16 protein-coding genes are annotated in these 19,575 nt (G+C 60.4%); 9 read left to right on the top strand and 7 right to left on the bottom strand.

All coding sequences use genetic code 11. The annotated features are described in order from the left end of the window. Positions 1–44: 44 nt before the first annotated feature. Positions 45–467: a GNAT family N-acetyltransferase gene (locus FIV03_RS05375; protein ID WP_075284141.1), complete on the bottom strand. Its 423-nt coding sequence runs from the start codon at positions 465–467 to the stop codon at positions 45–47. Positions 468–703: 236 nt separating this feature from the next. Here FIV03_RS05375 and modB point away from each other — a divergent pair, with 236 nt between their 5' ends. The 9 genes from modB to FIV03_RS05330 all read left to right on the top strand — a co-directional run bounded on the left by modB (position 704) and on the right by FIV03_RS05330 (position 10,852). Next, positions 704–1,411, top strand: coding sequence for a molybdate ABC transporter permease subunit (gene modB / locus FIV03_RS05370; protein ID WP_152508917.1), 708 nt, complete (start codon positions 704–706; stop codon positions 1,409–1,411). After that, a complete protein-coding gene (gene modC, locus FIV03_RS05365; protein ID WP_152508916.1) occupies positions 1,404–2,525 on the top strand; it encodes a molybdenum ABC transporter ATP-binding protein in 1,122 nt (373 codons plus the stop codon). Before modB ends, modC begins: the two co-directional genes overlap by 8 nt. A 43-nt stretch (positions 2,526–2,568) precedes the next feature. Then, on the top strand, positions 2,569–4,365 hold the full coding sequence (locus FIV03_RS05360; protein ID WP_152508915.1) for an ATP-binding protein: 1,797 nt from the start codon (positions 2,569–2,571) through the stop codon (positions 4,363–4,365). Positions 4,366–4,381: 16 nt separating this feature from the next. Continuing rightward, a complete protein-coding gene (locus FIV03_RS05355; protein ID WP_023002313.1) occupies positions 4,382–5,716 on the top strand; it encodes a sigma-54 dependent transcriptional regulator in 1,335 nt (444 codons plus the stop codon). A gap of 146 nt (positions 5,717–5,862) precedes the next feature. Next, complete coding sequence (locus tag FIV03_RS05350; RefSeq protein ID WP_152508914.1) at positions 5,863–6,294, top strand: carboxymuconolactone decarboxylase family protein; 432 nt, start codon at positions 5,863–5,865, stop codon at positions 6,292–6,294. A 1-nt stretch (position 6,295) separates the two neighbouring features. After that, positions 6,296–7,210: an RNA polymerase sigma factor SigJ gene (gene sigJ, locus FIV03_RS05345; RefSeq protein WP_152508913.1), complete on the top strand. Its 915-nt coding sequence runs from the start codon at positions 6,296–6,298 to the stop codon at positions 7,208–7,210. Positions 7,211–7,483: 273 nt separating this feature from the next. Continuing rightward, positions 7,484–8,491, top strand: a complete 1,008-nt coding sequence (locus FIV03_RS05340; RefSeq protein WP_152508912.1) for a DctP family TRAP transporter solute-binding subunit — start codon at positions 7,484–7,486, stop codon at positions 8,489–8,491. Positions 8,492–8,616: 125 nt separating this feature from the next. After that, positions 8,617–9,237, top strand: a complete 621-nt coding sequence (locus FIV03_RS05335; RefSeq protein WP_023002309.1) for a TRAP transporter small permease — start codon at positions 8,617–8,619, stop codon at positions 9,235–9,237. A 10-nt stretch (positions 9,238–9,247) separates the two neighbouring features. Continuing rightward, positions 9,248–10,852: a TRAP transporter large permease gene (locus FIV03_RS05330; protein ID WP_152508911.1), complete on the top strand. Its 1,605-nt coding sequence runs from the start codon at positions 9,248–9,250 to the stop codon at positions 10,850–10,852. Positions 10,853–11,168: 316 nt separating this feature from the next. Here the strand turns inward: FIV03_RS05330 and FIV03_RS05325 are convergent, their stop codons facing one another. The 6 genes from FIV03_RS05325 to FIV03_RS05300 form a co-directional block, all read right to left on the bottom strand. Then, on the bottom strand, positions 11,169–11,450 hold the full coding sequence (locus tag FIV03_RS05325) for an SCP2 sterol-binding domain-containing protein (RefSeq protein ID WP_023002307.1): 282 nt from the start codon (positions 11,448–11,450) through the stop codon (positions 11,169–11,171). Positions 11,451–11,733: 283 nt separating this feature from the next. Further along, entirely contained in the window at positions 11,734–13,533 is a 1,800-nt protein-coding gene (locus tag FIV03_RS05320) for an IlvD/Edd family dehydratase (RefSeq protein WP_152508910.1), read from the bottom strand. Positions 13,534–13,648: 115 nt separating this feature from the next. Further along, positions 13,649–15,052, bottom strand: a complete 1,404-nt coding sequence (locus tag FIV03_RS05315) for an HAD family hydrolase (RefSeq protein WP_152508909.1) — start codon at positions 15,050–15,052, stop codon at positions 13,649–13,651. Positions 15,053–15,826: 774 nt separating this feature from the next. Further along, positions 15,827–17,548 (bottom strand): ABC transporter ATP-binding protein, encoded by a 1,722-nt coding sequence (locus FIV03_RS05310; RefSeq protein WP_152508908.1) that lies wholly within the window; start codon positions 17,546–17,548, stop codon positions 15,827–15,829. A 7-nt stretch (positions 17,549–17,555) separates the two neighbouring features. Further along, positions 17,556–18,533: an ABC transporter permease gene (locus FIV03_RS05305; protein ID WP_173013778.1), complete on the bottom strand. Its 978-nt coding sequence runs from the start codon at positions 18,531–18,533 to the stop codon at positions 17,556–17,558. Between the two features lie 14 nt (positions 18,534–18,547). Then, positions 18,548–19,522: an ABC transporter permease gene (locus tag FIV03_RS05300; protein ID WP_152508907.1), complete on the bottom strand. Its 975-nt coding sequence runs from the start codon at positions 19,520–19,522 to the stop codon at positions 18,548–18,550. Positions 19,523–19,575: the final 53 nt, after the last annotated feature.

The following is a 19,575-nucleotide window of genomic DNA, read 5'->3' as shown; positions in this document are numbered from 1 at the left end:
GACCCGATTTGCGAGCGGGAATATATTTTCCCGCTGCAGGTCTTTCAGGCCGGGTTTTTGACACCCGCCCGGCGTGCCATACCCAGTGAAACCGGCGCGGTTTCTTCAAAGCCGAACTGGGCATAAAGCGCATTGGCCGGAACATCGGCAATCAGGCTGACATAGGTAGAGGGCGGAAACGCGCTTTCGATATGGGCGGTCAGGGCTGCCATGATGCGCTTGCCAAGGCCCTGCCCCTGGTAGGCGGGCAAAACCGCGATATCCGTCACCTGGACAAAACAGCCGCCGTCACCGATGAGACGCCCCATGCCGATCGCTTCATCACCGTCATAAAGCATCACGCAAAACAGGCTGTTCTTCAGCCCGATTTCCGCCGCGTCCCTGCCGTAGCCGCTCAGCCCGGAATCGACCCGCAGGCGCAAATAGGTATCGACGTCGGGGACCTGGGTCTTCAGCGAGATTGTCATGCAGTGTCCTGGAATAGGCCGCAACAAGGAGGGAGCGCGACCCTAGCCGATCGCACCGGCGCTGGCCATCGGAATAGACATGCTCAAGCCGGACAGGGGCTGTTGATCCCAGGCACGCTGCTTTGCATTGAAGGCTCAAGACAAAGGATTTCTTGCGTTCCTGCGGTGTTCTAACCGATAACGGCAGAAGGCTGAGGACATTCGGCCGCGTACCGGAACGAACAGACTGAGCAGCCGTGGATTTTTTCAATCTTCAGCCAGCAGAATGGCAGGCCCTTCTCTTGACCCTCAAGGTCGCTTCTGCCGCCCTCGCTGTCGCGCTGCCGCTTGCCGTTCTGATGGCCTTCGTACTTGCCCGCTACCGGTTCACCGGCCACGGCGCCGTCAACGCTCTTGTGCATCTGCCGCTCGTCTTGCCACCGGTGGTCACGGGCTACGTGCTGCTGCTGACCTTTGGCCGCAAGGGTCCGGTCGGATCGTTTCTGGACAGTGTCTTCGGTGTCACCTTCGCCTTCAATTGGACCGGTGCCGCGCTCGCTGCCGGTGTGATGGCTTTTCCGTTGATGGTCAGGCCGATCCGTATTTCCTTCGAAGCCGTGGACCCGAAACTGGAAGAAGCGGCCAAGTCTCTCGGTGCCCATCGCCTGACCGCCTTTCTGACGGTCACCCTGCCACTTGCCCTGCCGGGAATTCTCGGTGGCGCGATCCTGGGCTTTGCAAAGGCCATGGGCGAATTCGGTGCGACCATAACCTTCGTCTCCAACATTCCGGGGGAGACAAGAACCCTGTCTCTGGCGCTCTATACCGCGACCCAGACCCCGGGTGGAGAACTGGCTGCCTTCCGCTTGACGCTGATTGCGGCCTTTGTCGCCTTCGCGGCGCTGATCGCCTCGGAAGCACTGGCGCGCCGATTGCGCGCGCGCATGGGGGGCGGTCATGCTTGATGTCGACATCACCGGCCGTGTCGGAAAGCTCGATCTTGAAGCCCGGTTCAACAGCCGTGGCGGGGTGACATCGCTTTTCGGCCAGTCGGGCGCCGGCAAGACAACGCTGACCAACATGATCGCCGGGCTGATCAAGCCGCTCAGCGGACATATCACCGTCAACGGCACGACCCTTTTCGACGCGAACAAGAACATCAACCTCTCGGTCCAGGCACGCAGGATCGGTCACGTCTTTCAGGATGCCCGGCTGTTTCCGCATCTCAGCGTTGCATCGAACCTCACCTATGCGCGCTGGGCAGGCCGCAGGCCTGGAACCCGGGACATGGCCGAAGTGGTCGATCTGTTGGGGTTGGGCGGGCTCCTGGAGCGAAAGCCCGGAACTCTTTCTGGCGGCGAGAGGCAACGGGTGGCCATCGGACGGGCGCTACTGTCGGACCCGCGGCTCCTGATCATGGACGAGCCGCTGGCCAATCTCGATCAGGCGCGGCGAAACGACATTCTTCCCTATCTGGACCGTCTGTGCGTGGAGGCGGGTATCCCGATCCTCTACGTCAGCCATTCCATCGAGGAAGTGGCGCGCCTGTCCAACACGCTCGTGATCCTGTCGGATGGACGCACGCCCGCCTTCGGACCGGTGGCCGACATGCTCGCCCGGACCGATCTGGGCCGGGCAACCGGCCGTCACGAGGCCAGCGCGCTGTTGGAAGGTACCGTCACCAGATGTGACCCGGACTGGGGCCTGACCGATGTCGATATCGGCGGAGCCACACTGCAGATACCGGATATGGCCGCCGTGCCGGGCGATGCGGTGCGGCTGCGCATCCGGGCCAGGGACGTTGCCTTGGCGGTCAAGCCGCCGGAGGGGCTGTCCATCCGTAATGCCTTCGCGGCGACAATCCGCAGTATTTCGAGTGAAAGCGGCCCCTATGCGGAAATCCTGTGCTCCGTCAGCGGTCAGGTGCTGCGTGCCCGCATCACCCGCGCGTCCGTTGCCGACCTCGATCTCCATACAGGCAAGGATGTTACGGTCCTGATCAAGAGCGTTGCCATTGACCGGCGCCAGCGTGCACCGGCCCTGTCGGACACGGCGACCGGGGAGGATTTCGCTGGATAAGGCTCCCGCTTCACGCGGCGCGCGGCTTGTTTATACTGACGCGATGTTGCGCAAGACCAAGCGCCGGACCTGGCGCAGGCTGAAGATCGGTATCGGAGCGGCGGCGATCCTGTCGACGGTCGCACTGATGTGGCTGACCGGGCTTGCCAGCTTGCGGATCACGCTTGCGGAGGTGGAAACCGGTGCGCGGGCCAATCTTGCGGTTCAGACAGCCGTTCTCGAAAGACTTCTCGACAAGTTCCGCCTGCTGTCGCCGCTGTTGGCACGCGGTCCGGATATCGGTGAGTTGCTGATGAGCACGGGCAGGTCTGGAGACCCCGGCATCGCCGCGATCGCTGCCGGCATGTCGGGCGCGGAAGAGATCTGGCTGATGGACAGGCAAGGCAATGTCGTGGTCTCCAGCCAGGATGGTGTGCCGACAGGCTCCTTCGGCGGGGCGGAACGCATCGGACATGCCTTCGAACAGGCCCTTCAGGGCCAGCTCGGCCGGCAGCTCATCCCCGGTACGCCAGAGGCCGCATCGAATTATGTCTTCGCCTCGCCGTTGCGCCGGGGCAGCTCCATCGTCGGCGTGATTGCCGTCCGGGTCAGTCTGGAAGACGTCGAGCAAGCCTGGGCACTCAGCAAGGAACCGCTGGTCGCGCTGGATGGCAGTGGCCGGATTGTGGTCACCAACGTTCCCGCATGGCGCGGCAAACGGATGGACGAGCTTTCTGTCGGCCGGGATATCGCCGACATGTCGGTGGCGGAGCGCATCGAGGTCCTGCTGCCGGCAACGCCGTCTCCCTATTATTACCTGCAATTGACCGAGAACTTGGCCGTTCTCGGCTGGCAGGTCAGAACGCTTGTGACGATCGAGGATGCCCGCCAGCGATCCGGCTGGGCCATGCTGGTCGCGCTTCTGGTTTGTGTGATCGCCGCCGGAGGTATCGCCATCTTGATCGTCAGGCGGGAAGAATTCGTGCGTCAGGAACGGCGCAACCGGGCGAGCGCGCTGCGCCTGGAGCGCCGTGTGCAATCACGGACTGCGGATCTTCGCCGCACCAACGTCCTTCTGGAACAGGAAGTGCGCGAGCGCGAACAGGCTGAAGCCGATTTGCGTCTGGCCCAGGCCGAACTCGTGCAGGCAGCCAAGCTGGCAACGCTCGGCCGGATGTCTGCGGCTCTCAGTCACGAGTACAACCAGCCACTGGCAGCTATCCGTTCCGATGCGGAAGTGGCAGGCATGCTGATCGAGCGGGGGCGTGCGGACGAGGCCCTCGGCAATCTTTCGCGGATCGAAGGCATGGTCAGCCGCATGGCCGAAATCGCCAAGACGCTGAAAGGCTTCACGCGCAAGTCGGGCACCGACATCAAGCCGGTGTCCCTGCGCCAGGTGATCGACGAGGCAACGCTGCTGCTGCAGCCACACATCAAGCAGAGCAAGGTGCGCCTCGATCTGGCACTACCGACAGAGGATATCATCGTCAAGGGCGGGCGCATCCGACTGGAGCAGGTGGTCATCAATCTCCTGTCCAACGCACTGGATGCAGTCAGCAGCAACGCCGCATCGCTTGCCATGCCTGAAGTGCGGCTGGAACTGAGGCAGGAAGACAGCGAAGCGGTGCTGACTGTCAGTGACAATGGCACAGGCATCGATGCCGATGTGCTGCCACAGATCTTCGACCCGTTTTTCACCACCAAGGATGTCGGCGCCGGGCTCGGGCTGGGCTTGTCGATTGCCTACAAGATCGTTCATGACTTTTCCGGATCGCTGAAGGCGGCGAATCGCGACGGTGGCGGTGCGGTGTTCACCATGCGCCTGCCGGTGGCCGATGAGCATGTCCTTGCAGCGGAATGAAATGAGATAGGCGTTAATGGATCAGGCGACCGTCCTACTGATTGACGATGAAGCGGACCTGCGCGGCTCCTTGAGCCAGGGGCTGGAGTTGTCCGGCCAGGCGGTGTTTGCAACCGGTGAACCGGAAGAAGCCCTGGAGCGGGTCAACCGCGGGTTCTACGGCGTGCTTGTTACAGATATTCGCATGCCCGGGACGGACGGGTTCCAGGTCATGAAGCGGGCCTTCGAGATCGATCCCGCCCTGCCCGTGGTGCTGATCACCGGCCATGGCGATGTGCCACTGGCGGTCGAGGCCATGCGCGCCGGTGCCTATGATTTCATGGAAAAGCCCTTTTCCGTTTCGCGCCTTGCCTCCGTGGTGGAACGCGCGCTCGACAAGCGCCGGCTGGTGCTGGAAAACCGAAAGTTGCGCGAGGAGCTGGCAGACCGAACGGGCCTGGAAAGCCGTCTCGTGGGGCGCACCGCCGCCATGGAACTGCTTCGCCGCAATGTCACGGCCCTGGCGGCAACCGATGCCGATGTGCTGATCCTGGGCGAGACCGGCTCCGGCAAGGAGGTGGTCGCCCGGGCACTGCATGACGAAGGACCCCGCAAGGAAAAGCCTTTCGTCGCCCTCAATTGCGGGGCGCTTCCTGCGGAAATCATCGAATCTGAACTCTTCGGTCACGAGAAGGGCGCCTTTACTGGTGCCAGCGGACAGCGCATCGGCAAGCTGGAACACGCCCATGGGGGCACCGTGTTTCTGGACGAAATCGAATCCATGCCGCTGGAACTGCAGGTCAAGCTGCTGCGCGTGATCGAGACCCGGACAATCGAACGGCTCGGCTCCAACAAGGCGATCGAACTGGATGTGCGCTTCATTGCGGCCACCAAGGAAGACCTTGAGGCCGCCGGCAAGGAAGGCCGGTTCCGGCTGGACCTGTTCTACCGGCTCAATGTCGTCAACGTTGCCATTCCACCGTTGCGCGACCGGCTGGAGGATATCCCCCTCCTGTTCCGGCATCTGGCGGTGGAAGCCCGGGCACGCTACCGGCGCGAGATCCCGGACATCAACGAGGAGTACCTCGCCGAGCTGATGGCGCGGGACTGGCCGGGCAACGTCCGCGAGTTGCGCAACGTCGCCGACCGTTTCGTGCTCGGTGTCGAGCTGGTCAACGCGCCCAGCAGCGGGGCCGGATCCACCTTGTTCGAACAGGTTGCGACATATGAACGGGCGTTGATCGTCGCCGAACTCAAGCGCAACGACGGTGCCATCAAGCCCACTTACGAAAACCTTGGGCTCTCGCGAAAGGCGCTCTACGAGAAGATGCGCAAATACGGTCTCGGCAAGGACGAAGCGCTTTCCGTCTGACAATGACCTGACTTCCTTGCCAACCCGGCTCGCTGGGCGGGTTGGCAAAACGAATGACCGAAAAAAGTTCGGGCCGGTGTCACAAATCGCTGCACCCGGTCGTCAACCCTGTGTCACACCCTGAAACCTGAATGGAAGACACGCCAATGACGACCTCTAATGCCATCAATCACTACGAAAATGTCCCCGATATCGTGAAGTGTTTCGTCGCTGCCAGCGGCGAGATCGGCAAGGCAGGGCTGGAGCCGAAACTGCGGCACCTGATCGATCTGCGTGCTTCGCAGATCAACCAGTGTGCCTATTGCGTGAAGATGCACACACAGGAAGCGCTCGACGCGGGCGAGACCCAGGAGCGTTTGCAGCGTCTGACGGTCTGGCGGCACGTTGATGACTACACGCCGGCGGAGAAGGCGGCCTTTGCCTGGACGGAAGCCTTGACCAGTCTTCAGGTCGATACGAACTATGAGGCATTGCGCGGTGAATTGCGCCGCCACTTCGATGACGCCGAGATCAGTGCGATCACCGCCGCGGTCGCAATGATCAATCTGTGGAACCGGGTACAGGTATCGAACCACTGACATGAGTGACGCTCCAGGCATCGATGTTTTCGAGACGGTACGCCCTAAGCTGATGGGGCTGGCCTATCGCATGCTCAGCTCCATGGCGGATGCCGAGGATGCGGTGCAGGACACATACCTGAAGTGGCAATCCACGGACCGTGCCGGCATCCTGAATCCGGAAGCATTCCTCACCACGGTCTGCACCAATTGCTGCCTGGACACTCTCAAGGCCGCTCACAGGAAACGGGTCGACTATGTCGGCCCGTGGATCCCCGAACCGCTTCAGTTCGAAAGTGGCTCGGACCCGGAGACAGACCTGGACAGGGCACAATCCCTGACGACAGCATTCCTCCTGCTGCTGGAGCGCCTCAGCCCGAAGGAGCGCGCCGCCTACCTGCTGCGTGAGATCTTCGCAAAGCCCTATGACGAAGTTGCCGAGACTCTGGGGGTTACCGAGCAGGCCTGCCGCCAGTTGGTGTCCCGCGCAAGCAGACATGTGCAGGGTCCAACCTCCCGTTTTGTTCCTCCGGCCGATCATCAGGACCGGATCCTGTCTGCCTTTCTCACCGCGATTGAAACAGGGTCCACGGACCACCTGACGGGGCTTCTCGCCGAAACCGTACAACTCCAGTCCGATGGTGGCGGCAAGGCAACGGCCATGAGCCGTATCCTGGAAGGCGCGGACGAGGTCGCTCGTTACGCGGTTCTTATTCTTGGCCGCCTCTGGGAGCCCTGCCGGATCAAGATACTGGATCTGAACGGCACACGCGGCCTCGTTCTGTTCTACGGTGACGAGATCGTGACAGCTGTGATGTTCGCCTATGACGCCGATGGGCGGCTGGAGCGTATCTACAACATGCGCAATCCGGACAAGCTGGCACGCCTGAAGGTAAAGCTGCGCCACGACCGGTCTTCAGGCGCTATCTGGCACTGATAATTCGGCGCTTTACGGCTTAAAATATGATGTAGCAGGCCGGAAATGTGTCGGTTTCGACACATCCGGTTTGATGTCATGTGTCTGACTCGACCCATAAACGAAAGTCTCTCCCGACCAGGTTCATCTGAAACTTTTTGTTAACCTGCAGAAATCGGCGCTTTTTGTTGCTCTTCCGGCACTTGGCACGGACTTTGCCAATAGGGTGCCGACCAGCCACTACGCTGTCCGGCCCGAATGGCCGTCATACTGAAATGTCTGGGAGGACATCCGATGAAAAAATTCGCTCTCGCCGCAGCTACCGCGGCGTCTCTGGCCCTGTCTGCAAACGCTTATGCGGCTGACGATTGCGATGACGGTGAAATCGTCATCAAGTTCAGCCACGTGGTTGCCGCAACCGGCCACCCGAAAGGCGACGCTGCCACGCTGCTGGCGGAACGCGTCAACGACGAGATGAACGGCAAGGCCTGCATGCAGGTGTTCCCGAACTCTCAGCTGTTCGACGACGACAAGGTAATGGAAGCCCTTCTGCTCGGCGATGTTCAGCTTGCTGCACCGTCGCTTTCCAAGTTCGAAGCCTACACGCTGAAGTTCCGCCTTTTCGACCTGCCGTTCCTGTTCCAGGATCTGGACGCCGTCGAGCGCTTCACCACCGGTGAAAACGGCAAGGAACTCCTGAACTCCATGACCGACTACGGTTTCCAGGGCCTCGGCTACTGGAGCTCCGGTCTGAAGCAGTTCTCTGCCAACAAGCCGCTGCTGGTTCCGGACGATGCAAAAGGCCTGAAGTTCCGCGTGCAGACCTCTGACGTGGCTGTTGCCATGATCGAAGCCATGGGCGCCAACGCTCAGAAGCTGGCCTTCAAGGAAGTCTACGGCGCACTGCAGACCGGTGTTGTGGACGGTCAGGAAAACTCCTGGTCCAACATCTACACCCAGAAGTTCTTCGAAGTGCAGGACGGCATCACCGAAACCAACCACCAGCTGCTCGCTTACCTGCTCGTCACTTCCGACGAGTGGCTGGACAGCCTGGACCCGGAAGTTCGTGACCAGTTCATGACCATCGTGGAAGAAGTCACTGCAACCGCAAACGGTAACGTGGCAGCTGCTGAAGCCCAGAACCGTCAGAACGTTCTGGACGCCGGTTCCACCATTCGTGAACTGACGCCGGAACAGCGCAAGGCATGGGTTGGCGCCATGAAGCCGGTTTGGGACAAGTTTGAAGGCGATATCGGTAAGGACCTGATCGACTCCGCTGTCGCTTCCAACAACGCCAGCTAAGGCTGTCCTGAAACAACTCCTGGAAGGGCCGGATCGTCCGGCCCTTCTGCCAAGGTCCTGCGGTCGCCCGCGCAACCATGCCGGCGGACACGCTGATAACCAAGAGGCCAATTCGGGGGAAACGCATGCAACGCGTCGACAATTGGGTCACGCGCTTCGAGGAAGGTGTACTCGCCTTTCTCCTGGCCGCCATGACCATCGTATCCTTCACCCAGGTGGTGGCGCGATACGGCTTTAATTCCGGCTGGACCGGTGCCCTGGAATTCACACGTATCCTGTTCGCCTGGCTGATCCTGTTCGGCATGAGCTATGGCGTCAAAATCGGCTCGCATCTGGGCGTTGATGCGGTCATCCGCCTGTTTCCCAAGCCGGTGTTCCGGGCTGTTGCCGTTTTCGGTGCGCTCTGCGGCGTTGTCTATGCGCTGACACTGCTCTGGTCGGAGTGGCTGCACATCTTCGGTCTCGATACCAGAGGCGGCGCGATCGACTATTGGTCCAAGATGTACAAGATCGGCATCGGTCTCGACGACCTGCGCTATCCCGACGCAATCATTGAAACCTTCGGCACGAAAGAGCGTGTTCAACGCTGGATCGCCTATCTGATCCTGCCCATCGGCCTGTTCCTGTTCATGTTCCGCTGCATCCAGGCGGCCTGGCAGATCATTACCGGCGAGCGCGAGATGATGATCGCCGCGCATGAGGCGGAAGACCTCGTCGCTGAAAACAAAGATGTCTTGAAGGACTGAGGCCGGGGCAATGGAAGCAGCAATTCTCTTCATTCTCGTCCTCGGCTTCTTGTTCCTGGGCGTTCCGATCTCCATTTCGCTCGGCTTGTCCAGCGTTCTGGCGATTGCCATCTTCTCCAACGATTCCATCTCGTCGGTGGCGCTGCAGCTGTTCACGGCGTCGCAGAACTACACACTCCTGGCGATTCCCTTCTTCATTCTGGCATCGGCCTTCATGTCGACGGGCGGTGTTGCCAAGCGCATCATCCGCTTCTCGATCGCGTCCGTCGGTGCGATCCGGGGCGGTCTGGCGATCGCAGGCGTCTTCGCCTGCATGCTGTTTGCAGCTCTGTCAGGCTCTTCGCCGGCAACCGTGGTCGCGATCGGTACCATCGCCATCGCCGGCATGCGGCAGGCGGGCTACACGAAGGAGTTTGCCGCGGGCGTCATCGCGAATGCCGGTACGCTCGGCATCCTGATCCCGCCTTCCATCGTCATGGTGGTCTATGCGGCTGCAACCAACGTTTCCGTTGGCCGCATGTTCCTTGCCGGTGTGGTTCCAGGGCTGATCGCCGGTCTGATGCTGATGATCGCCATCTATGTCATGGCACGCGTCAAGAACCTGCCGGCCCAGCCGTGGCCGGGCTTCAAGGAAATCTGGCATGCCATGATGGAAGCAGCCGTCGGCCTGTTCCTGATGGTCATCATCCTGGGCGGCATCTACGGCGGTATCTTCACCCCGACCGAAGCCGCGGCAGTGGCAGCCGTTTATGCCTGCCTCGTGGCACTCTTCGTCTATCGCGACATGGGCCCGCTCAGTGGCATTCGCTGGGTACAGGAACAGGACGGCCCTCTGGGGCTGGCCGGTTTCAAGACCATCACCTACGGGTTTGCCGCAATGTTCGCCTGGTCGAGCATCGCCGGCATGGTCACGGACAGACAGGGTTTCTACGGCATCGACAGTGCCATTGTCCTGTTGGCTGCGCTGATTGGCTATCCGCTTCTGCGTGGCCGTGTCAGCCCTGCTGAGCTGCCGTCCATCTATGGTATCGGCGCAAAGATCTGGGGTCGGAATATCGGACTGATCGTCTGGAAGTTTCTTCCGGCCATGTTCCACAAGGACACCAAGAAGGTGATGGTGGATGCGGCGAAGACGACCATCATGCTGATGTTCATCATCGTCAACGCCCTGCTGTTTGCCCACGTGCTGACATCGGAGCGGATTCCGCAGGCAATCACCGACTGGATGGTCGGAGCCGGTTTCAACTGGTTCACCTTCCTGATCGCGGTCAACCTGCTGCTGCTGCTTGGTGGTCAGTTCATGGAACCGTCGGGCCTGCTTCTGATCGTGGCGCCGGTGGTCTTCCCGATCGGCATGGAACTTGGCGTCGATCCGGTTCACCTCGGCATTATCATGGTCGTGAACATGGAAATCGGCATGATCACGCCACCAATCGGGCTCAATCTGTTCGTCACATCGGGGATAACAGGGATGAGTCTGGTGCAGGTGGTCAAGGCGGCAGCGCCGTTCGTGCTCATCCTGCTCATGTTCCTCATCCTGGTGACCTATGTCCCGGCGCTCTCCACCTGGCTGCCCTACAGCCTGATGGGGCCGGAAATCATCACAAACCGGTAGCGATCCGGACCATCCAGAAACTCAAACGGCGGGCCTTGCCCGCCGTTTTTTTGTTTGCCGATTAGGTGACCAGTCCACATGTCCCTGACCCGCCCTCCTCCTCACCACCTCATCCTGAGGAGCCCGGTATAACCGGGCGTCTCGAAGGATGGGTTGCACACTCCGAAACAAGCGGCCCATCCTTCGAGACAGCGCTCACGCGCTTCCTCAGGATAAGGGGGTGGTGAGGGAAGGCTGAAAGCGAGGCAGTGTCGACGGAACAAAAAAAGCCGGCCCTTATGGGGCCGGCTTGAAAAGGTCTGCTTTAAAGGCTTGCTTAGACGATGCTGCCGAGTTTCATGGCAACGCTCATGTCACCTTCCACCTGCATCTTGCCGCCCATGAAGGCAGCTGTCGGGTTCAGATCGCCCGAGAGAAGGTCACCGAGGTCTTCGGCGGACATCTTGATGGTGCAGTCTGCCTCGTCATCTTCGTTGGAAACGCTGGAGCCCTGCAGGAAGATGATACCCGTTTCCCCAAGATCGAACTTGACGGATTCTTCAATGCCGCCATCGGCAACCTTTGCGCGGACACCTTCGGTAAGCTGTTCCAAGGACATGTCGTTTTCTCCCGTTTGAATTGGGCCGGAGCCCGTCTTTGCCCTCTTGAAGCATGACGTTTACGTAATCGTCAAGTAGAAATCTGTGTCCAAAGAGGTGCGCCGACAGGTGCGTTTCGCAACTTGCTCCGTCATCCCGTGGCTTGACCATGGGATCCATGCCGTTTCGCTGGCAGCGCGGTCGCCGTGATCATCGCATGGATTGCCGGATCAAGTCCGGTAATGACGGAGAATTTCAACAATTCGCGGTATCAGGGGCAATGCACCTGACAGGAGCGTCAGATCAATGGTTGTCCCGTGGCAGCCCCTTGGTATGCGCGACGTCCTGGTATTTAACCGCCGGCTCCAGAACCATGCCCTTGTCGAACTGCCCGATCATGGCGCGCTGGATCTCCTGCCAGGGTGTCTGGCTCTCCGCAATCTTGAAGCCGCCCGCCGCCTCCAGATCCGTGCGACGTTGTGCAAGCTCCTCATCGGAAATCAGGATGTCGGCAGTGCCCTTCCTCAGATCGATGCGCACACGGTCCCCGCTTTTCAAAAGTGCGAGTCCGCCCATGGCGGCAGCTTCCGGCGATGCGTTCAGGATCGACGGCGAACCGGATGTGCCCGATTGACGGCCGTCGCCGATGCAGGGCAGTGATGTGATCCCGCGTTTGATCAGGGTTGCGGGTGGCTGCATGTTGACCACCTCGGCGCCGCCCGGATAACCGATAGGGCCGGTGCCGCGGATGAACAGCATGCAGTGCTCATCGATCTCAAGGTCCGGATTGTCGATGTTGTCATGGTAATCCTCCGGCCCTTCGAACACTACGGCACGGCCCTCGAACGCTTCCGGATCGTCCGGATTGGAGAGATAGCGGTCGCGAAACTCTTCCGAGATAACGCTGGTCTTCATGATGGCGCTGTCGAACAAGTTGCCCTTCAGGTTGATGAAGCCGGCCTTGTCTTTCATCGGGTTGTTGAAAGGCTTTATGACGTCCGGCAGGTCGGTGACGACGCCGTCGCAATTGTCTCCGATGCCCTTGCCGTTGACAGTCAGCGCGCCCGGATGCGGCAGCTTCCCGTTTCGCATCAGCTCCGCCACGACGGCAGGCACGCCGCCGGCGTGGAAGTAATCCTCGCCGAGATATTCTCCGGCCGGCTGCAGATTGACCAGCAGCGGCACGTCATGGCCGATCTCCTGCCAGTCGTCGTTGTCCAGCTCGACACCCAGATGGCGGGCAATGCCGTTCAGATGGATCGGTGCATTGGTCGAACCGCCGATGGCCGAGTTGACGACAATGGCGTTCTCAAACGCCTCGCGGGTCATGATGTCGGAGGGTTTAAGATCCTCGCGCACCATGTCGACAATGCGTTTGCCGGTCTCGTAGGAAATTGCACCGCGCTCACGGTAAGGCGCCGGAATGGCGGCTGCCCCCGGAAGCTGCATGCCCAGGGCCTCGGCCAGCGAGTTCATGGTCGTCGCCGTGCCCATGGTGTTGCAGAAGCCGACGGACGGCGCGGAGGAGGCGACGAGATCCATGAAGCCCTTGTAGTCGATCTCGCCTGCGGCAAGCATCTGGCGGGCCTTCCAGACGATGGTGCCGGAGCCCGTGCGCTCGCCCTTGTACCAGCCGTTCAGCATCGGGCCGACGGAAAGCGCGATGGCCGGAATGTTGACTGTCGCCGCGGCCATCAGGCAGGCAGGTGTGGTCTTGTCGCAGCCGATCGTCAGCACCACGCCGTCGATGGGGTAGCCATACAGCAGTTCGACGAGCCCAAGATAGGCCAGGTTCCGGTCCAGTGTCGCGGTCGGGCGCTTGCCGGTCTCCTGGATCGGGTGAACCGGAAATTCGAAGGCAATACCACCGGCGTCGCGAATACCTTCGCGCACACGCTTGGCCAGCTCCAGATGGTGGCGGTTGCAGGGCGAAAGGTCAGAGCCGGTCTGGGCGATGCCGATAATCGGTTTGCCCGACTGCAGCTCTTCACGCGTGATGCCGAAATTCAGGTAACGCTCGATATAGAGCGCGGTCATGCCCGGATTGTCGGGATTGTCGAACCAGGCGGCGGACCGCAGTTTCGGTGTTTTGGTGTCGCTCATGTCGCCTCATCCCTCAATGCACTCACAAAGTGTCAAAAGCCGATAAACACCAGCTCCATGAGGCTGTAAAGGCGCTGAAACCCGATTTCGGTTCCACAATCTGAGAATGCGCCCGTCATGTATTCCGGTGCAGCGTATCTGCAATGGAAAACCGGGCAAATGTCCAAAGGACGGCCAGACAGATAGCAAAAAGAACCGGTGCGGCCGACAGCGGAAGGAGGGTCAAGGCACCGCACAGGCCGGCGAAAAGCCAGAGACCGGACAGCAGCCGGCGGGCGTGCACGGCCAGCAGATTGCGGCGCATGGCCAGCGCCTTCAGGGCAGGGAAGGCTCCAATGTCGTCGGTGTCGCTGACAGCAAGGGGGGGATGCCTTGCATCGGTCCCGTCCTTTCCGGGCGTGACGCCTTCGCGCAATTCCAGCGCCATACGATCCTGCGACAGGGACAGGACCAGGGGGGGCATGTCCGGAAAGCAGCGCGATGCGGCCTCAGGCGCGGTTTCTCCCGGCTTCGGATCTTCAGTCAGCTCAAGGCCAAGCATGCCCGCCAGCGCGCTGCGTGTGTTGGGGCTGTCACCACTGAACAGCCACGGCACGAGGCCTTCCTTGCGCAGGGCCATCCCCGCAACGCCGGCGTCCTGACGCAATGTGCCTTCCAGACCCAAAACACCGACGACGCGTCCCCCGACCGCGACACGCAGCACCGTCTTGCCGTCTGCTTCCAGCGACCGGGCAATGGCGTCGGCGGTAAAACTGTCGATCTTGAGGCGCTTCAGAAGGTCCGTCGTGCCGATCACCACGGTCTGTCCGCCGAGCAGCGCAACAACACCCAGACCAGGTGTCGGTTCGAACCGGTCTGGCATCTTGAGGGCGACCTGCCACTGGCTGGCCAGTTCGCGCAGGGCCTGGGCAACCGGATGGGATGATCCAGCTTCAGCGGAGGCGGCAACCGCCAGGAGCGTTTTCGGCTCGTTGTTGAAAGCCATGACATTGGTGACAATCAAGTTGGGTCCTGACATCACGGCAGCCTTGTCTATCAGAATATCGCGGGCATGAGCGACCTTGGTGAAGGCACCGGGGGCAATGTCACGGGCACCTGCCGCCAGCGCTGCCTTGTGAAAGACCTTGTCCGCGAATGCGTTGATTCCGTCGATCAGTTGCGGCCAGGAAAGAAGCAGCGCGGCTGCAAGAGCTGCCGGGGCCTCTGTCCTGTCCAGGACCCACCACCAGGTGCCGGCAGCCAGGAGCGCCAACAGGACAGACCATGCTGCTTGCCTCACGCCGCTGAGGTCACCCCTTGGTGGCAGCAGAACCACACCGAACGCCCGCAGCACCATCAGGAAAGCTGCGGCAAGGGCAGGTGCATTTGTCTGGGGCGATGTCGGACCGGACAGGAGGAGGCCGGTCGATACGGCAAGCAATCCGGTGCTGACCAGCGCCGTGAAAAGCGTCAAGGGCCGGCCGACAGAGGTGTTGAGCGAAAAAGAGAGGCCGAGAAGCGAAAAAATCGCGGAAAACATGCTGAAAATTAAGGCGCTGTAGGAACCGAAAACCAAAACTGACGCTGCGGCGTCAGCGGGTTCTCCGCCTGCTGTCGCCAGAGCCAGAACAAGGCACACTACGGCAACGACAAGAAAAAATGCCCAAAGAACTGAAATCAATGATGTTTTCGGCATAGCCGGTCGGCTCTCGTATCTGGAATTCTTCTGCTGGAACCGGGTCGTGGGCCAACTGGAGATACAAACGGCACGCCCTGGGGACCGTCTGAAAATGCGGGAGCGGCCGGAGACAGGCAATGCCGCAGAGTCAGTTCGGTAAGCATGATGCCTGTCCCAGTCGCAGTGCATCGGAATGGGTGCTGACCATTTGTGCAGCGTGGAACTTGAGCGAAACTGAATTACGGGTAGTATAAAAGGGTAATTTTTTAAACGGCCTGCAAGTATTTAAGGCCTGTATTTAATAGTCCTCTGGACGAAGATTATTTCGGGGTGTGGTATATTAATGGGAGAGCCGAAAGGCTCTCCCTTTTACGTTCTGGCGCGCCGGAAAAACATGGTTAATATCTGTTAACGGTTGGGTGCGAACTGAAAATCAGAATGAATCTATTTGGACGCAGATCGGAGTAGCGCCCTGGGCGGCAAAAACTGCCCGGTTCGGACTGGATTGTGACTAACGTTTAGCGGTCACCGGAGAATCGGGGTTGGGCTTTGAGTCAAGTCAGCGACTCGGCCGAATCCGAAAAAAGACTCATCTTCAAAGACTTGGGAAGGCCGGCGGCAGCGCCGCCGGATCCTTCAGGCCGTTGCGAGATTTGCCCGCGACAGCAACTCCAGCGAAGGCATCAGGTTCAGGAGTTCGCGCGTATAGGGGTGTTGCGGCGCTTCGAAGAGCTGGTCGCAGTCTGCCACCTCGCACAACTCGCCATGGCGCATGACGCCGATGCGGTTGCACATCTGCCGGATCACGGCCAGATCGTGGCTGATGAACAGCATGGTCAGCCCAAGTTCTTCCTGAAGATCCTTCAAAAGGTTCAGGATCTGCGCCTGGATCGACACGTCGAGTGCCGAGGTAGGCTCGTCGCAGATCAGGAACCTGGGCCGCGTCGCGAGCGCCCGTGCGATGGAGATGCGCTGGCGCTGACCGCCGGAAAACTCGTGCGGAAATTTCCTGCCGGCCGCCGCGCCCAGACCGACATGATCGAGCAGGTCATCGACGATCTGGCGCACTTCCGCATTGCTTGACGCCAGTCGGTGGAACTTGATCGGTTCCGCGATGATGTCGCTGACGCGCATGCGGGCGTTCAGCGAGGAATAGGGATCCTGAAAGATCATCTGCATCTGGCGGCGCATCGCCAGGACGTCCTTGCGATTCTTGAGCGACGTCAGTTCGGTCTTGCCGAACAGGATCGACCCTCCGGTCGGCTGATAGAGGCCGGTGATCAGGCGCGCGATGGTCGATTTGCCAGACCCGCTCTCGCCGACGAGGCCGAAGGTCTCGCCTTCGTTGATGTCGAAACTGACCTTCTTGACCGCCTGGAAGTATTTGCGCTTGGACGGGAAGATCGAGCCACGGGTCTCGAACCGCATGTCGAGGTCCGTTGCCTTGACCAGCGGGCCGGACACTTTTTCATAGTTGCGTGCCTTGCCGAGCCAGTGTGTGGCGATGTCGATCTGCTTCTGTGGTGTGCCGGCCTTTTCGATGTAGTTGACCACCGGAAACCGCTCGACCTTGATGTCCGGGCGTGGCACGGCGGAAATCAGGCTCTGGGTGTAGGGGTGTTCCGGAGCGCCCAGCACCTGGGTCGTCTCGCCGTATTCCACCAGTTCACCGTGGTACATCACCGCCACATGGTCCGTGATGTCGGCAATCACGCCCATGTCATGGGTGATCACCAGCATGGCGACGTTACGCTCCCGGCACAGCTTCCTCATCAGTTCAAGGATCTGCGCCTGGATGGAAACGTCGAGCGCGGTTGTCGGCTCGTCCGCGATCACCAGCTCAGGTTCCGCACAAAGCGCAAGCGCGATGACCACCCTTTGGCGCATGCCGCCGGAAAACTGATGCGGATACTGCTTGATGCGTTCGGGCGCATCTGGAATGCCCACGGCCTCGATCAGTTCGATCGCGCGCTGGCGGGCCTGCGATCCGGAGAGCGGCAAATGGGTGCGGATCGTCTCCACAAGCTGGCTTTCCACCGTCTGCAGCGGATCGAGAGACGTCAGCGGATCCTGGAAGATCATGCCGATCTTTCGGCCGCGCAAACGACGCTTTTCCTTGTAGGGCAATTGGTCGATGCGCTTGCCGTGAAGATAGACTTCACCGCCGGCTATGTGTCCGGGTTCCTGCAGCAGTCCGATCACCGCGTTGCCGACTGTCGATTTGCCTGCACCCGATTCTCCGACGACGCCGAGAACCTTGCCGGCATCGACGCTCAAAGTAACATCATCGACAGCGACGAAGACGGATTTTCGGCCCGGAAACTCGACCCTCAGGTCCTTGATCTCGAGAACGTTCATACCGGCCTCACCTGAGTTTCGGGTTGAGGGCGTCGCGCAGCCAGTCGCCCAGAAGGTTGACGTTCAGCACCAGCAGGGCCAGTGCGAGGCCCGGGAAGATCGCGATCCACCACTCCCCCGAATAGAGGAAATCGTTGCCGATGGCGATCAACGTGCCGAGAGACGGCTGTGTGGGCGGCATGCCGACACCCAGGAACGAGAGCGTCGCTTCGGTCACGATGGCAAGAGCCAGATTGATGGTCGCGATTACCAGCACCGGTCCCGTGACGTTCGGCAGGATATGGCGCACCATGATGATGACCGAGGGAATGCCGATCACACGGGCGGCCTGAACATATTCCTTGTTCTTCTCCACCATCGTGGAACCGCGCACCGTGCGCGCATATTGTACCCAGAAGGACAGCGCCAGCGACACGATCAGAATGTAGAAGGCGAAGACCTCCCGGTCGATCGCGCCGAAAATGCCATGCGCCACACCATCGATCAGAAGGGCGATCAGAATGGCCGGAAACGTCAGCTGAACGTCGGCGATCCGCATGATGATCGCATCTACCCGCCCACCCATGTAGCCCGCGACCAGCCCCAGCGAGATGCCGATGAAGGCGGCGGCGACAACAGAGCAGAAGCCGACGATCAACGAGATCCGCATGCCGTAGAAGATGCCGGAGAGCATGTCGCGGCCCTGATCGTCCGTTCCAAGGAGGAAGCGGGGATCGGCATATTCCATCCAGACCGGAGGAACGCGGGCGTCCATGATGGAAATCGACGCCAGGTCGAACGGATCATGTGGAGCAATCCACGGCGCCAGGAACGCGAGCAGAAACAGGATTGCCGTGCCGGTGGCAGCGACGACGGTGATCTTCGATTTCAGGAACGAATGAAAGAGATCGCTGTCGAGAGCGCGGGCCATTCGCCCCGGCTCTTTGACCGGTGCCGCCCTGTCCTGAACGCTGGATTTTGCTTCTTCGTTGGTGACGAAAGGCATGGCGTCAGTCTCCCTTATGGCCGACCGACCCGCAGACGCGGATCGATGAAGAAGTAAAGGATGTCGACGATGAAGTTGATCGTCACGAACAGGAAGGCTGTCAGCAGCAGATAAGCGGACATGATCGGAATATCGACGTTCTGCACGGCCTGCAGGAACATCAGACCCATGCCTGGCCACTGGAAAACGGTCTCGGTGATGGTCGCAAAAGCGATGATCGCGCCAAGCTGCAGACCGGTGATGGTGATGACCGGAACGAGCGTGTTCTTGAGGGCATGCCGGAAGTTCACCAGCCGGTTCGGCAGACCGCGCGCCCGGGCGAACTTGATGTAATCAGTCCGGATGACTTCCAGCATCTCGGCTCTGATCAACCGCATGATCAGGGTCATCTGGTAGAGGCCGAGCGTGATGGAGGGCAGAATCAGCGCCTTCAGGCCGGAGATGGTCAGAAAGCCGGTCGTCCACCAGGATCCGATCTGCACGGTCTCGCCGCGTCCGAAGCTCGGCAGCCACTGCAGGGTGACGGAAAACAGGAAGATCAGCAGGATCCCGATGAAGAACGTCGGCAGGGAAATGCCGATCAGCGAAACTGACAGAAACAGCTTGGATACAGGCGATTCCCGATTGAGCCCGGCGTAGATGCCCATGGGAATGCCGACAACGAGCGCAAACACCGCAGACGCGAAGCTGAGTTCGAGCGTGGCCGGTATGCGCTTGGCGAAAAGCTCGGAAACCGGCTGACGGAACTGGTAGGACGTGCCGAAATCGAATTGCGAGGCCTTGGTGACGAAACGGAAGAACTGGACCGGAACCGGGTCGTTCAGCCCCAGGCGCTCGCGCAGGGCCTCCCGTTCTTCGATCGAGGTTTCGATGCCGACCATCTGGTTGATGGGATCGCCGACAAAGCGGAACATGGTGAACGCGAGAAGGGCGACCACCAGCATGACAATCATCGCCTGCACGATGCGGCGCGTTGCAAATCCAATCATTTCGGCTCTTTGAATGCTTTAGTCATGAAAATACGCCCCCGGCGGAGTTGCCG

It is taken from the genome of Labrenzia sp. THAF187b (genome assembly GCF_009363375.1).
Taxonomy (GTDB): domain Bacteria; phylum Pseudomonadota; class Alphaproteobacteria; order Rhizobiales; family Stappiaceae; genus Roseibium; species Roseibium algicola.
This window is presented reverse-complemented; position numbering and strand designations above follow the sequence as displayed.

Coding starts and splice junctions, on each gene's coding strand:
- FIV03_RS05340 (WP_152508912.1), top strand. CDS start 7,484: ATGAAAAAATTCGCTCTCGCCGCAGCTACCGCGGCGTCTCTGGCCCTG.
- FIV03_RS05315 (WP_152508909.1), bottom strand. CDS start 15,052: ATGTTTTCCGCGATTTTTTCGCTTCTCGGCCTCTCTTTTTCGCTCAAC.
- FIV03_RS05350 (WP_152508914.1), top strand. CDS start 5,863: ATGACGACCTCTAATGCCATCAATCACTACGAAAATGTCCCCGATATC.
- FIV03_RS05360 (WP_152508915.1), top strand. CDS start 2,569: ATGTTGCGCAAGACCAAGCGCCGGACCTGGCGCAGGCTGAAGATCGGT.
- FIV03_RS05305 (WP_173013778.1), bottom strand. CDS start 18,533: ATGCCTTTCGTCACCAACGAAGAAGCAAAATCCAGCGTTCAGGACAGG.
- FIV03_RS05325 (WP_023002307.1), bottom strand. CDS start 11,450: ATGTCCTTGGAACAGCTTACCGAAGGTGTCCGCGCAAAGGTTGCCGAT.
- FIV03_RS05355 (WP_023002313.1), top strand. CDS start 4,382: ATGGATCAGGCGACCGTCCTACTGATTGACGATGAAGCGGACCTGCGC.
- FIV03_RS05330 (WP_152508911.1), top strand. CDS start 9,248: ATGGAAGCAGCAATTCTCTTCATTCTCGTCCTCGGCTTCTTGTTCCTG.
- modC (WP_152508916.1), top strand. CDS start 1,404: ATGCTTGATGTCGACATCACCGGCCGTGTCGGAAAGCTCGATCTTGAA.
- FIV03_RS05300 (WP_152508907.1), bottom strand. CDS start 19,522: ATGATTGGATTTGCAACGCGCCGCATCGTGCAGGCGATGATTGTCATG.
- FIV03_RS05310 (WP_152508908.1), bottom strand. CDS start 17,548: ATGAACGTTCTCGAGATCAAGGACCTGAGGGTCGAGTTTCCGGGCCGA.
- FIV03_RS05320 (WP_152508910.1), bottom strand. CDS start 13,533: ATGAGCGACACCAAAACACCGAAACTGCGGTCCGCCGCCTGGTTCGAC.
- sigJ (WP_152508913.1), top strand. CDS start 6,296: ATGAGTGACGCTCCAGGCATCGATGTTTTCGAGACGGTACGCCCTAAG.
- FIV03_RS05375 (WP_075284141.1), bottom strand. CDS start 467: ATGACAATCTCGCTGAAGACCCAGGTCCCCGACGTCGATACCTATTTG.
- FIV03_RS05335 (WP_023002309.1), top strand. CDS start 8,617: ATGCAACGCGTCGACAATTGGGTCACGCGCTTCGAGGAAGGTGTACTC.